The sequence below is a fragment of the Candidatus Tokpelaia sp. genome (assembly GCF_008636115.1).
Taxonomy (GTDB): Bacteria; Pseudomonadota; Alphaproteobacteria; order Rhizobiales; family Rhizobiaceae; genus QLZD01.
Genome location: NZ_QLZD01000033.1, coordinates 147,729 through 161,175, shown reverse-complemented (window position 1 = coordinate 161,175; position 13,447 = coordinate 147,729). Strand labels below are relative to the sequence as shown.

Here is a 13,447-nt window from a genome sequence, read left to right as displayed (position 1 = left end):
GGACAAATTTATGCGTGCCTTACAATTATCAGCCAATCGCAAACTGGAACTTACCAATATTGCCGCGCCGGGCAAACCTGCCCCAGGTGAGGTGACGGTAAAAATCAAGGCTGTCGCCCTTAATCATATTGATGTCTGGGGCTGGCGCGGTATGGCCTTTGCCAAAAGAAAAATGCCGCTGATTATCGGCGCTGAAGCAGCGGGAGAAGTAACAGCGCTGGGAGAAGGTGTCAGCTCGGTTTTGCCCGGCCAGTTGGTTGCTGTTTACGGTGCCAAAACCTGTGGTCTGTGCGCCGCCTGCCGGGCCGGACAAGATAATTTATGCACTTATGTCGGCGGAGTTTACGGCTTTCATCTGGACGGCTTTGCCTGTGAGGCGGTTAATATACCGGCGCGCCTGCTGGTGCCGGCACCGCCCGGTGTCGATGCTATTGGCGCTGCTGTTGCCCCAATAACCTTCGGCACAGTGGAGCATATGCTGTTTGACAATGCCAAATTACAGCCGGGGGAGACAATTCTTGTTCATGCCGGCGGCTCAGGTATTGGTTCTGCCGCTATTCAACTGGCCAAAAAAACAGGTTGCACAGTGATAACCACTATTGGCTCTGATGATAAAAAGCCCAAAGCTGCGGCTTTGGGGGCTGATCATATTATCAATTATCGCAAAGACCGTTTTGAGGGCGTTGTCCGTAAATTAACCAAAAAAGCCGGAGTTGATGTTGTTTTTGAGCATGTCGGCGTTGACACTTGGGCCGGCTCCATGCTCTGCCTGAAACGCGGCGGCCGTCTGGTTACCTGCGGCTCCACTTCCGGTATTTCCACGCAGATGAATTTAATGCAATTATTCCAGCAGCAACTGAAAATTTTCGGCTCTTTTGGTTGCCGTATGGAAAATATGGCCAATGCCATGCAAAAAATAGCGCAGGGTCTGGTGCACCCGGTTATTGATACGGTAGCGCCGTTCAATGCTATTGGCGAAGCCTTGCAACGCATGGAAGAGCGTAATGTCTTCGGCAAAATTATTCTGGAAATTGCCTGAAAAAACAGGCATATTCGATTGGTTTCTTTAGAGAAATTATGAAACCCTTATTGCGCCTGCCAAGAAAAACTCTTAAACGCGGCTGGGATTGGCTGACAGCCGCGGCGGTTTTTTTATGTCTTGCCGGGCTTAAATGTTTTCCGGCCAGACAGGGTATTGCTTTTTTTGCCTGGCTGGCGCGTTTTCTTGGGCCTTTGACCCGGCGGCATCAGGTGGCTTTGCGGAATTTGCGCGCCGCTTTTCCAGAAAAGTCAGAACAGGAGCGCCGCGCTATTGCACGCGGCATGTGGGATAATGTCGGCCGCCTGTTTGCCGAATATGTGTATCTTGATAAAATTTTTGATTTTGATCCCTTGGCCGAAAAACCGGGGCTGGTTGAAGTCTCGGGCAGAGATTTATTTATCAAATTGCGCGATGAAAAAAAACCGCATATATTTTTCACCGCTCATACGGGTAATTTTGAACTTTTGCCGATTTGCGCGGCGGCGTTTGACCTGAATGTAACGGCGCTGTTTCGCCCGCCGAATAATCCTTATATAGCTAAACGCGTCTTAAAGGCGCGGCGCACAAATATGGGGCATCTTGTGCCCTCTAAAGCCGGATCGGCCTGGGCTTTGGCCAATGTGCTGGAAAAAGGCGGTAATGTCGGCGTGCTGGTGGATCAAAAGTTCAATCGCGGCATTAAAGGCCGTTTTTTTAACCGCCCGGTTAAAACCAACCCGCTGCTGGCCAAGCTGGCGCGGCAATTTGATTGCGCGGTTTATCCTGTCCGCTGTATTCGCCTGCCCGAGGGGCGCTATCGGCTGGAGCTTTACCCTGCCCTTACCCTGCCGCGCCGGAAAGACGGCACTATCGACATTATCGCCGCCACGCAAAAACTGAATCTTATTGTAGAAAGCTGGGTTCGGGAATATCCGGAGCAATGGCTGTGGTTTCATAAACGCTGGAAAAACGGCCGAAAATAACGGCAATATTATATAGCCGGCTCTATAGTTGCCCGATATTACAGATTCACCCTATAATACCGCATGCAAAGCAGGGAGAAGCTGATAAGACAGATAATCTTGCAGAAAAATGAAAAGATTTTCAGCAAAACGGGAATCCTGATCAATGAAAACCGGCTAATCTACTGAAAAAACAGCAAATCAGCCGGATTGCCGGGGTCTGTCAGAAAACAGGAAAGAAGCGAAACAAAACGCAAGGCCGATCATCTGGAGCAGCAAATAAAGCTGATAAATATTCGGGAATATTAGCCCTGATAACCTTGCGGATTTTTTACCTGAAAATTCCACATATCGGCGCACATAGAACGCAAATCCCGCTTTGCCTCCCACCCCAGTTTATCTTTGGCGGCCGCAGCATTAGCATAAAATTCTGCTATATCGCCGGCGCGGCGCGGCCCAATATCATAATTTATCGGACGATTTGAAATATGCTCAAAAGTATGAATCACATCAAAAACGCTATAGGGCCGGCCGCAACCAAGATTGTAAATATTCAGCCCTGCTTTTTCCAAATGCGCCAGCGCCGCTACATGACCTTCAGCCAGATCGGCAACATGAATATAATCACGCCGCCCGGTGCCGTCTGCTGTCGGATAATCATTGCCCCAAATGGTCAATTTTTCTCGCCGGCCGCCGGCCACCTGGGCAATAATCGGCATTAAATTATTGGGGTGACCGCGCGGATCTTCTCCTATCAGGCCACTTTCATGCGCGCCGACAGGGTTAAAATAGCGCAAAATGCTGAAACTCCAGCCGGGATCGGCCGCATACAAATCCGCCATTATGGTTTCTACCATCAATTTGCTGCGACCATAGACATTTTCCGGCGCCAGAGGGTGCTTTTCATCATAAGGTAAATATTGCGGCACTCCGTAAACCGTGGCGGTGGAAGAAAAAATGAATTTTTTAACATTGGCGGCCTGCATGGCCTGTAACAGACACAGACTGCCATAAACATTGCAATCATAATAATCCAGCGGCCGGTGCGCAGATTCCCCTACTGCTTTCAGCCCGGCCAAATGAATAACGGCGCTGCATTTGTAAGTTTCCAGCACAGATTTCAAAAAAGTACGATCGCGAATATCACCTTTCGCCAAAACCGGTTTTTTACCGGTTATAGCAGCAATACGCTCTATGACTTCCGCATAACTATTGGAAAAATTGTCAATAATGACAACAGAATGACCCTGCAATAACAGGGAAACACAAATATGAGACCCAATATAACCCGCGCCGCCTGTGACCAGAATTGTCATAATTGCTCCCGTTTAATTGTGCCTTGCATTGCCTCTGCTTCTTCTTTATTTTGGAACAGATTAAGGCAAAAGGCAAGCCGAGGCCAAAATATCCGCCTCACCCGCCCCCAATATAAATTGCCGCAAAAGAGCAAATTATGCAGGCTAGCGATAAAATAGAACAATTATTGGCTCTCATAGTCGCTCTGCGCCACCCGCAAACCGGTTCTGCCTGGGATATAAAGCAGAATTTTCGCTCTCTTGCCCCCTATGCAATAGAAGAAGCCTATGAGGTGGTTGACGCTGTCAATCGCAATAATAAGCAGGATTTATGTGAAGAGCTGGGGGATCTACTGTTGCAGATTGTCTATCATGCCCGATTGGCCGAAGAAGAAGGCAGTTTTAATTTTAATAATGTGGTGCAAGCCGTTAACAGCAAGCTTATCCGCCGGCACGCGCATATTTTCGGCCCGGCTGCCGCCAAAACTGCAAGGCTTGACGCTGCTGCGCATAAACAGCAATGGCAAGCAATAAAAATGCAGGAAAAAGCTGCCAAAGGGCAAGGTAATATTTATTATCTTGATGCAGTTTCCTCTGCCCTGCCCGCAGTGCTGGAGGCCGCCAAATTACAGGAAAAGGCAGAAGCAACAGGGTTTGACTGGGTTGAAGCCCGGCCTGTTTTGCGAAAACTGCAGGAAGAATTGAAAGAATTACAGGAAGCTATCAAAAAAGGCAGCGCTGAAGAACAAATGGCCGAATATGGTGATGTAATATTTACCCTTATCAATCTCGGGCGTAAAATAAGAGCAAATTTTGAAGACAGCCTGAAGAAAACCAATCAGAAATTTCGCCGGCGCTTCACTTATATAGAAAAAGAACTGCAGAAACGACATAGAAACCTGGCAGCAGCCAATATAGTAGAAATGGAAACCTTATGGAATGAAGCGAAAGAAAAGGAAGAAAAAAACAAAGAGCGCGTCAACAACACCCCGTAATAGTGATACATATCTCTTATAAAGACCTCGGGCAGGCTTTATAAATTATTGCCATGCAATTAAACCACTGCCATTAACTTATTTTCTATTACGCTAATTGTGCTTTCTGCCGGAAATCTTCAGCCGTAGCGGGGGTGATTTCTACCGATACACCGCAGCCGCAGGCGGAAGTCTGATTGGGATTATTAAAAACAAAACCCGTACGCAGTGGCGTGGCTTCAAAATCTATTTCTGTCCCCAGTAAAAACAGCACAGCTTGCGGTTCGATAAATACTGTAGCGCCGTCCTGCTCTATTTTATCCATATTCGGCTTTACTGCCGAAATATCCGGCGTGACCAAATCCATACTATATTCCAGCCCGGCGCAGCCGCCTTTTTTAACGCCCAGCAAAAGCCCTTGTGCCCCTTTATGAGCAGCGCAAATTTCCTTAATGCGCTGTGCCGCTTTATCTGTCAAAGTCACGATTGAAAAACGCGCCATAACCCGCTTTATCCGTCTTAAATTGATATTCTGCCCTATAGAACCGCCATATTAGCCGATTTTCAGCAAAAATGGAAGATAGGGCTTAAAGTGAAATCCGACCTTATTCTGGCAGACTCCCCCCCAATTACGGCGGCGGAATATAGCAGGCATAAACTGCTTTTTACAGGATTTATCAGCTTTCCCAAGCCGGTTTTTTATGAATAGTGAAAATTTTTATACCAAAAACATAAATATAACAATTCTCCTTGCCATATATTTTTTTGACAAAAGAGAATTTTCCCAACTGATAATATATTTTCTCCGGGAAAGTTTTTATTGTCAAAACAGGCAGGCCAAATAATTTATAGGTTTTGACAAAATAACCCCGCGCCCCCGGCGCGACAAGGGGAAAAAGCAGAGAAAACAATAAAGCTACGCCGTTTGCGGTTTTTGTTGCATAATGCCACCATAGGCCGGAATAATCGGGGCCGACACCGCCCCACGGCTTGGGCGTTGTCACATAATGAATCACAGCAATATCAGTAGAATCGGCGCGCCAATCGCCCAGCACTGTTGCAATTTGTTGAGAATTGCCGCCTTTGCGAATAATATCGCACAGGCCGGCAAAATTGCGGGCATTAACCCGCCCCCATTTTTGCGGCAGATAAAATATCTGCCCCTTGCAGACAGCGTTAATAGCGTCCTGATCCGGAAAGGGCAATTTATAATCCTGCGCCAGTAAAGCAAGAATTTTTTCTGTAAAACCGAATTTGCGGCAAGCCTGAATATTAAATAACATCGGGCTGGCGACAATATAATAATTATCCGGCAGAAGCCCCAGTTTTTGCTCAACCAGTTGCTTGCGCCGGGAATCCGCTTGCAGGCGCAAAGCAGCAACATTGACATCGGGCACGGCGGCGATCAGCCTGTCTCCCAGCGGCAAAGCAAAAAGGGCGGCAATATCAGCCAGAATAATATGATCAATATCCAGATACAGCGCTTTTTCACAATCGGCCAATAAATCGGGGATAAAAACACGCGCATAAGTGCCGTAGCCATAGCGTTTTAGCGCCGGCTCATTTTTGCGTAAAAAAGCATTTTGCTCCAAAGCGGCACGCAGTTTGATATATTTCAGAGAAAAATTACTCTTTCCCGTCAGCATTTCCTGTAAATTATGCCGCATTTCATCAAAAATTTCCGATTGCGGATCGGCGCAACAATCCATAATGACGATTTCATAGCCATAAGCAGCAGAAGAATGATCAATCAAAGACTGGAGAACTACCGGCAAATAAGGCGCATAATTTTCATCGCAGGCAAAAACAACCGTTTTCGGCTTGTTATCCTGCCTTTTTTTTGCAGGACTAATGCCGGCTTCTGCCAGGCTCCCACCGGCCCGACCCTCTATATCAACCGAAGATTTACCAAAATCTGCGGCCTTATTGGCCGCCATATTTGCGTAAGCCATTCTGCCTCATCTATATTGCCGTTTTTTTAACTTATCGGAGTTTAACAGATCAAAGGCCGGAAAAACACGCAGCGCTTTACTGTTTTCACCTTGTATCCCGGGTAATTGCCTATTTTTTCTCTCCCGGCATGAGGCGAATATGCAAATCACGTAATTGCGCCGCATTTACCTCAGACGGAGCGCCCATCAATAAATCAGCCGCCTGCTGATTCATCGGGAATAATGAAATTTCGCGCAAATTTCTGGCTCCCGTCAGCAGCATGACAATACGGTCAATACCCGCTGCCACACCGCCATGCGGCGGCGCACCATAATGAAAAGCACGGTAAAGGCCGCCAAAACGCTCTTCCACTATAGTGCGGGAAAGTCCGGCAATCGCAAAAGCCTTGACCATTGTTTCCGGCAAATGATTGCGAATACCGCCTGACGCAATTTCAAAACCGTTGCAGACAATATCATATTGCCAGGCTTTTATGGCCAGCGGTTCACTTGTCTCCAGCGCTTCAATGCCGCCTTGCGGCATTGAAAACGGATTATGCGAAAATTCAATCCGTTTTTCTTCTTCATTCCATTCATAAAAAGGAAAATCCACAATCCAGGCCAGGGCAAAACGGCTTTCATCAATCAGCCCCAGCTCTTCGCCCAGTTTGTTGCGCGCCGCTCCGGCAAAAGCGACAAATTTTTGCGGCCGCCCGGCGCAAAAGAAACAGGCATCATTTCCCGCAAGCTGTAATTGCCTGCGCAAATTTTCCGTTCGCTCAGCCCCAAGATTTTTCGCCAGCGGCCCCACCCCGCTCAAGACGCCCTCTTCCTCGCGCCAGAATATATAGCCAAGGCCGGGCTGGCCTTCTTTTTGCGCCCAGGCATTCATGCGGTCGCAAAAAGCGCGGCTGCCGCCGCCTTTGGCGGGAATCGCCCAAATTTCCGCCTGTTTATCAGCGGCCAGAATATTGGCAAAAACCTTAAAACCCGAATCGCGGAACTGTGCCGACACATTTTCCATCATAATCGGATTACGCAAATCAGGTTTGTCCGAACCATATTTGCGCATAGCCTCATCATAAGGGATACGGGGAAATTGCTCAGGGACAGCCTTGCCTTCGCCAAATTCTTTAAACACAGCGCGCATAACAGGCTCGATAGCGGCAAAAACATCTTCCTGCTCGACAAAACTCATTTCCACATCAAGCTGATAAAATTCTCCCGGCAGGCGATCGGCGCGCGGATCTTCATCACGAAAACAGGGGGCAATCTGAAAATAGCGGTCAAAACCCGACATCATCAATAATTGCTTATATTGCTGCGGCGCCTGCGGCAGGGCATAAAATCTGCCGGCATGCAGGCGGCTCGGCACCAGAAAATCGCGTGCCCCTTCCGGCGAAGAAGCGGTCAAAATCGGCGTGCTGTATTCAGTAAAGCCGCTTGTTGTCATCAGGCGGCGGATTGCGGCGATAATCTGCGTCCGCCGCACAATATTTTTGTGCAAAGTCTCACGCCGCAAATCCAGAAAGCGGTATTTCAGGCGAATATCTTCAGGATAATCCGGCTCGCCGAAAACCGGCAAAGGCAGCTCTTCCGCTCTGGACAAAATATCTATATTGCCGGCAAAAATTTCAACTTCACCGGTTGGCAAAGCCGGGTTTATCGTCTCCCCGCTGCGCGCTTTAACTTCACCTTCAACCCGAATCACCCATTCGCTGCGCACTATATTGGCGGTGGCAAAAGCAGCCGAAGAGGGGTTAACAATAATTTGCGTCAGCCCGTAATGATCGCGCAAATCAATAAAAAGCAGGCCGCCATGGTCACGCACACGGTTAACCCAGCCTGAAAGGCGCACTTTTTTACCAATATCGGCCTTGCGCAAGGCGCCGCAATTATGGCTCCGGTAAGCATTCATCATAGATTGCCTTTATAAAATACCGTTAAACTGCGCGCCGCAAAAGCGGCAGGAAGGCGGTACGACCGAGACTTAGCATATAGCGCCCAAGACTTACACAGGCGCACCCCCTTAAAGCAAGCGATTTTTGCCAAATTGCAGCAAATTTTATCCCATTGCGCCAAAGAGGAAGGCCGTTTATGGTATTTTTGCCTTTTTTGTTTTATCAAGCTGTGAAGTGGAGCCTGACCATGTCGCTTATTGCAACAACATCAGATCTGGAAAAAGCCCTGGCACGGCTGGCACAGGCGCCTTTTGTCACTGTGGATACGGAATTTCATCGCCAATCCACTTATTATCCCGAGCTTTGCCTTATTCAACTGGCCTCACCCGCCGGGCAGATACTGATTGACCCTTTATCCCCGCAGCTTGATTTAAAGCCGTTTTTTGCTCTGATGCAACAAAGGAATATTGTTAAGGTTTTTCATGCCGCCCGGCAGGATATTGAAATTATTTTTACTCTGAGCGGCCATATTCCTGAACCTTTATTTGACACGCAAATTGCAGCTCAGGCTGTCGGCTATGGTGAATCTGCCGCTTATGACAGTCTAGTCTATAAAATTACCGGTGTCAGGCTGGATAAATCTTCCCGCTTTACCGACTGGAGCAGACGGCCGCTGACACAAAAACAACTGGATTATGCCCTGGCCGATGTAACCTATTTGCGCGATATTTACCTGAATTTGAACAAAAATCTGGAAGAATGGGGGCGGCAGACATGGATAAAAGAAGAAATGGCGGTTCTGGCAGCAGTAGAAACTTATAAATTACCGCCGGAACAGGCATGGAAAAAAATAAAAGGCCAGCAACGAAAACTGCATACGCCCCGGCAATGGGCAGCCTTGCAAAGCCTCGCTGCCTGGCGGGAAGAACAGGCCCGGCGGCAGAATCTGCCGCGCGGCCATATTCTGGCTGATGACAGCCTGATAGAAATTGCCGCTCACCTGCCGCAAGATAAGCAAACGCTGCTGTCACTGCGTAGTTTGCGCAAACCGCCGCGCCACCGGCTCGATATAAATGCCCTGCTGCAACTGGTAATTGAAGCGGGCAAAAACAGCGCCCATCAAGGGCTGCCGCAATTTGCCGCATATTCTTCCGCGCCGGAAAATAATAAAAGTGAAGTGGAAATTTTAAAACTGCTGCTGAAACTCATTGCTGAAGAGCATAATCTTGCCCAAAAGCTTATTGCCGGCGGTGATGATATTAGCAGGCTGGCGGCAGAGAAAGAAAAGGCGGATATTGCCGCCATGCACGGCTGGCGGTTTGAGCTTTTCGGCAGCAAGGCTCTGGCTGTATTGTCCGGCCGGCTTGCCTTGAAATTTGATGCCGGCCGGCTGCTATTGTTTGAACCGGCAGCCGGTAACGGAAAATAAAAATTGAGAAAATTCCCCTGGCTTGAAGGAGCCTGAAGCCATGCAACATATAATGACCCTGACCTTTAACCCGACTGTAGACGCTGCCTGCGAAGTTTATCATGTCGATGCAGTGCAGAAAATCCGCACCCATGATGAAAGCTTTCACCCGGGCGGCGGTGGTATCAATGTTGCCCGCGTTATTGACCGCCTGGGCGGCAGTACGCAGGCGCTTTATGCCCGCGGCGGCGTTATGGGCGCAGTGCTGGATCATTTGCTGGAAGAGCGACAAATTGCCAAAAAAATTATCCGCATTGCCGGGGAGACACGTATCAATAATGTGATTCATGAGCAATCCACCGGGTCGGAATATCGCTTTATCGCCGAAGGGCCGGTTTTGCAGGATTCCGAATGGCGTGATTGTCTTCGTGCCTGTGAGGATAATGATTGGGATTGGCTGGTTGTCAGCGGCAGCCTGCCGCGCGGCGTGCCCGTAGCGGTTTATGACGAGCTTATTGCCCTGGCCGGCCGGCGCGGCGGTGAAATTGTTATTGATACATCGGGCGAAGCCTTGCAGCATGTGATGCAACTTGGCGGCGCAACTTTAATAAAACCCAGCCAGGACGAATTTGAAGAATGCACCGGGCAAAAATATGACAGACCGGAGGATATTGCCGAAGCGGCACAACATTTGGTGCATGGCGGTATCAGCAAGGCCATTGCCGTCACTTTGGGGGCAGAGGGTGCTGTTCTGGCCACGCGGAATGAGAAAATCTGCCTGCCCTCGCCCAAAGTGAAAGCAATCAGCGCCTCCGGCGCCGGTGACAGCTTTGTCGGTGGCGCGCTTTATGTTCTGGCCAAAGGCGGCAGCGTGGCAGATGCCTTCAGACTGGGGCTTGCCTGCGGCGCCGCTACGGTGATGGAAAAAGGCACAGGCCTCGGCACATTGGAGAATATTAAGGAGATTTGCCAAAATATTGCCGCTCAGTCTTATGCGCGAATTTTCGCTTCATAACAGGCTTTATAAATGGCAGGCGTAATATTGGGCAGAAGGCGGGTGCTATAGAATTATTCTATTTTCCGGCCGCAATAAACCGGCGAAAGCGGAAGGCAAGAAACGGCATTTTGCCGATAAAGCCGGAGAAGAGGCATAAATGATACAACATTCTCTCCCCTGTTTTAACAGTGATACAGGCAGTAAGGAAATTTTCATCGGCGCCAGAAAATTTATCTGCGCCGGTGCGGCGGCGCCTTTTGATCACCCGCATATAGCTTTAAATATGGCGGCGGAGAATGAAATATTGTGCCCTTATTGCTCTACGCTTTATCGCTTTGATGCAGATTTGCCTGATAATCAGTTAAAGCCGGCAGGCAGTTTCCACACACAGATTTAACAAAATTCGAGGGGGTTCCGTAAATCGGCGGAGATAAATTCATGGCAATAGAATACGCTGAACATGATATTATTATTGCCGGGGCCGGCATTGCCGGCATGGCAGCAGCGCTTGCTTTGGCAGCGCATAATATTCCCTCCACCCTTTATGAAAAATCTTCTGTCCTGCAGGAAGTGGGGGCCGGCCTGCAGCTTGCCCCCAATGCTACGCGCTTATTGGATAAATTGGGGCTGCTGGCAGCGCTGACGCCTTTGGCCGCCGAGCCTGATTTTATCAATTTAAACCATGCCGATAGCGGTAAAATATTGCTGCATTTACCAATAAAAGCCATGGCAGAGCAATATTGGCATGCACCTTATCTGACTATTCATCGCGCTGATTTACAAAAAGTCTTAAAGGAAAATATTGATAAAAACCCGTTAATTCATTATTACGGCAGCCATAGTGTTAATCAGGTGCGCGGTAATGCGCAAACGGGATTTCAGGTAGATATTGTCACTTTGCAGGAAGAGCAGGAGAAAAGCCAGGCAGAGGCAGAGCCGCAACAAAATTCTGTTGAAACTCTATCGGCGCGTTGCGTCATTTGCTGTGACGGCGTCTGGTCGCGCTTACGCGCCGCCTGTTGCGGTGAGAAAGCGCGCTTCAGTTCTTATATTGCCTGGCGATCCACTTTGGAGCGGCAGAATTTGCCGGCAGATTTTGCCGGCGGGGGAGTATTGGATTCTGTTTCCGCCTATATGAGCAAAGACAGCCATTTTATTATTTACCCTTTGCGTCAGGGGGCTGTTTACAATTTCGTCATTATCACCAAAGGCAAAAATATCGGCGATAAATGGTCGCAACAGGGCGATAAAGAGCAATTATTGCAGTTTTTTAACGGGAAGAATCCGCTTTTGCGGGCAGTGATTGACCAGGCGCCGTCATGGCTGTGCTGGCCGCTGTTTCAAATGCCTTTTCCACGCTTTTCAAACGCTAACGGGGTGATATTTTTAGGCGATGCCGCCCATGCGGTCACCCCTTTTAGTGCTCAGGGCGCAGCGCAGGCCATAGAAGATGCCTGCGCTCTGGCGCAATTTATAGCGACAGGATTGCGGCAAAGAGAGTCAGCAGATAATGCGGCTGAGCTTTCCCGTTTCAGCGCTCTGCGGGAGCAAAGGCTGAAAGCCGTTGCCGGGCGCGGTGATTTTAATCGTTTTGTTTATCATTTATCCGGCCCGGCCGCTTTTATCCGCAATCAATATATGCGTCTGCGGCCGCAGAGGCGTTTTTTGAGCGATCTGGATTGGCTTTACGGCTATGATGCTGTGGCTCCTTTCTCAGAATCCTAGCCGATAACAGCCGCCGGTAAAATAGCCGCCGGGCGCTCTTACCGCCAATGATTTGCTAATTTCCCGTTTTGGCCGACAGTTCAGGCTGCCCGTTCTCTTTTGCTGTAATTTTCCAGAAACCGGGCATAAAGCGATAAAGCAAAACAAAAAAACCAAAATACCAGCCCGGCAAAAATAAGCCCGGTTGCCGGTGTTTGCGGCGTAATCCAGTTTGCCTGCATGGAAGCAGAGCGAACAATCCCCAATAAATCATACATAGAGATAATATAAACCAGGCTGGTTTCCTTAAACATGCCGATTAACACATTAACCAAAGCGGGAATAACCAGGCGCACCGCCTGCGGCAATAAAATAAAGGCCATGGCAAAAGGATAAGTAAATCCCAGCGAGGCAGCCGCCTCATATTGGCTTTTCGGCACAGCCTGCAAGCCGCCGCGTATAGTTTCGGCAATATAGACGGAAGTAAACAGCGCCACAGCAATAAGAGCGCGCAAAAATTTGTCAAAATTCATGCCCTGCGGCAAAAATAACGGAAACAGCACACTGGCAATAAATAACAGCGCCACCAGCGGAATACCGCGCAATAATTCAATAAAAGCCACGCAAAACAGGCGCAAGGCCGCCATTTTGCAGCGCCGCCCCAAAGCCAGCATTATGCCCAGAGGCAGCGATAAAATAATGCTGCAATAGGCGATAATCAGCGTTACCATCAAGCCGCCCCACAGCGAAGTATCAACAAAAGGCAGGCCGAAAACACCGCCGACCAGTAAAACACCGCCAATAAGCGGCACAAGGATCAAGGCTATGCCGGCATTGATAAATTTATGCGGCACAGCGGGGGTGAGGAGCGGCACAGCCGTCAGCAGAGCCAGCGCAAATGTTGCAATGACCCGCCAGCGCTCAGCCACAGGGTAAAAACCATAGATAAACTGGCTGAAATTGGCGCGGACAAAAGCCCAGCAGGCACCCGACCAATTATCCGCCCGCAGACCGCCTTGCAATAAAGTGGTGCAGGCATGGCGATTTTCCCCTTGCCAGACAGCATCAATTAAAGCCCAGCGGATAAACGGCACAATACTATATAAAATCAGCAGTAAAGCGATAATTGTCAGCGCAATTTGCAGCGGCGAAGCGCATAAATTACGCTTCAGCCACAGTAAAAGCCGGTTTTGCCGACCCGGAATATCCGGCTGTTTCTGCCGCTTTGCCGCGGTAAAATGGCCCGGCTTCATC

The 13,447-nt window shown here is 49.0% G+C and carries 12 protein-coding genes; 7 read left to right on the top strand and 5 right to left on the bottom strand.

The window, feature by feature from the left end; translation table 11 throughout:
• The first annotated feature begins 10 nt into the window (after positions 1 to 10).
• Positions 11 to 1,039 carry a zinc-binding dehydrogenase gene (locus DPQ22_RS06565; protein ID WP_150214338.1) on the top strand — a complete coding sequence of 343 codons (1,029 nt, stop codon included), beginning with the start codon at positions 11 to 13 and terminating at the stop codon, positions 1,037 to 1,039.
• Positions 1,040 to 1,077: 38 nt separating this feature from the next.
• Complete coding sequence (locus DPQ22_RS06560; RefSeq protein WP_150214335.1) at positions 1,078 to 2,004, top strand: lipid A biosynthesis lauroyl acyltransferase; 927 nt, start codon at positions 1,078 to 1,080, stop codon at positions 2,002 to 2,004.
• A gap of 284 nt (positions 2,005 to 2,288) precedes the next feature.
• Here DPQ22_RS06560 and galE read toward each other — a convergent pair whose 3' ends face one another.
• A complete protein-coding gene (gene galE, locus DPQ22_RS06555; RefSeq protein WP_150214333.1) occupies positions 2,289 to 3,299 on the bottom strand; it encodes a UDP-glucose 4-epimerase GalE in 1,011 nt (336 codons plus the stop codon).
• A gap of 137 nt (positions 3,300 to 3,436) precedes the next feature.
• Between galE and mazG the strand changes: the two genes are divergently transcribed.
• Positions 3,437 to 4,273: a nucleoside triphosphate pyrophosphohydrolase gene (gene mazG, locus DPQ22_RS06550; protein ID WP_150214331.1), complete on the top strand. Its 837-nt coding sequence runs from the start codon at positions 3,437 to 3,439 to the stop codon at positions 4,271 to 4,273.
• Between the two features lie 88 nt (positions 4,274 to 4,361).
• Here the strand turns inward: mazG and DPQ22_RS06545 are convergent, their stop codons facing one another.
• From DPQ22_RS06545 to aspS, 3 genes are all read right to left on the bottom strand, one after another.
• Positions 4,362 to 4,754 carry an iron-sulfur cluster assembly accessory protein gene (locus DPQ22_RS06545; RefSeq protein ID WP_150214329.1) on the bottom strand — a complete coding sequence of 131 codons (393 nt, stop codon included), beginning with the start codon at positions 4,752 to 4,754 and terminating at the stop codon, positions 4,362 to 4,364.
• Between the two features lie 175 nt (positions 4,755 to 4,929).
• Positions 4,930 to 6,204, bottom strand: coding sequence for a glycosyltransferase family 8 protein (locus DPQ22_RS06540; protein WP_150214326.1), 1,275 nt, complete (start codon positions 6,202 to 6,204; stop codon positions 4,930 to 4,932).
• A 109-nt stretch (positions 6,205 to 6,313) separates the two neighbouring features.
• Positions 6,314 to 8,101 (bottom strand): aspartate--tRNA ligase, encoded by a 1,788-nt coding sequence (aspS, locus tag DPQ22_RS06535; RefSeq protein WP_150214804.1) that lies wholly within the window; start codon positions 8,099 to 8,101, stop codon positions 6,314 to 6,316.
• 230 nt (positions 8,102 to 8,331) lie between these two features.
• On the opposite strand from aspS, the gene rnd reads away from it, so the two are divergent.
• The 4 genes from rnd to DPQ22_RS06515 all read left to right on the top strand — a co-directional run bounded on the left by rnd (position 8,332) and on the right by DPQ22_RS06515 (position 12,214).
• Positions 8,332 to 9,513 (top strand): ribonuclease D, encoded by a 1,182-nt coding sequence (rnd, locus tag DPQ22_RS06530; RefSeq protein WP_150214802.1) that lies wholly within the window; start codon positions 8,332 to 8,334, stop codon positions 9,511 to 9,513.
• A 40-nt stretch (positions 9,514 to 9,553) separates the two neighbouring features.
• The gene (locus DPQ22_RS06525; protein WP_150214324.1) at positions 9,554 to 10,507 is read left to right on the top strand and encodes a 1-phosphofructokinase family hexose kinase; all 954 of its coding nucleotides are present in this window, start codon (positions 9,554 to 9,556) and stop codon (positions 10,505 to 10,507) included.
• 139 nt (positions 10,508 to 10,646) lie between these two features.
• Positions 10,647 to 10,886, top strand: a complete 240-nt coding sequence (locus DPQ22_RS06520; protein WP_150214322.1) for a zinc-finger domain-containing protein — start codon at positions 10,647 to 10,649, stop codon at positions 10,884 to 10,886.
• A 41-nt stretch (positions 10,887 to 10,927) separates the two neighbouring features.
• The gene (locus DPQ22_RS06515) at positions 10,928 to 12,214 is read left to right on the top strand and encodes an FAD-dependent monooxygenase (RefSeq protein WP_150214320.1); all 1,287 of its coding nucleotides are present in this window, start codon (positions 10,928 to 10,930) and stop codon (positions 12,212 to 12,214) included.
• An 80-nt stretch (positions 12,215 to 12,294) separates the two neighbouring features.
• On the opposite strand, the gene DPQ22_RS06510 is transcribed toward DPQ22_RS06515, so the two are convergent.
• Complete coding sequence (locus tag DPQ22_RS06510; RefSeq protein WP_150214317.1) at positions 12,295 to 13,446, bottom strand: amino acid ABC transporter permease; 1,152 nt, start codon at positions 13,444 to 13,446, stop codon at positions 12,295 to 12,297.
• Position 13,447 lies beyond the last annotated feature (1 nt).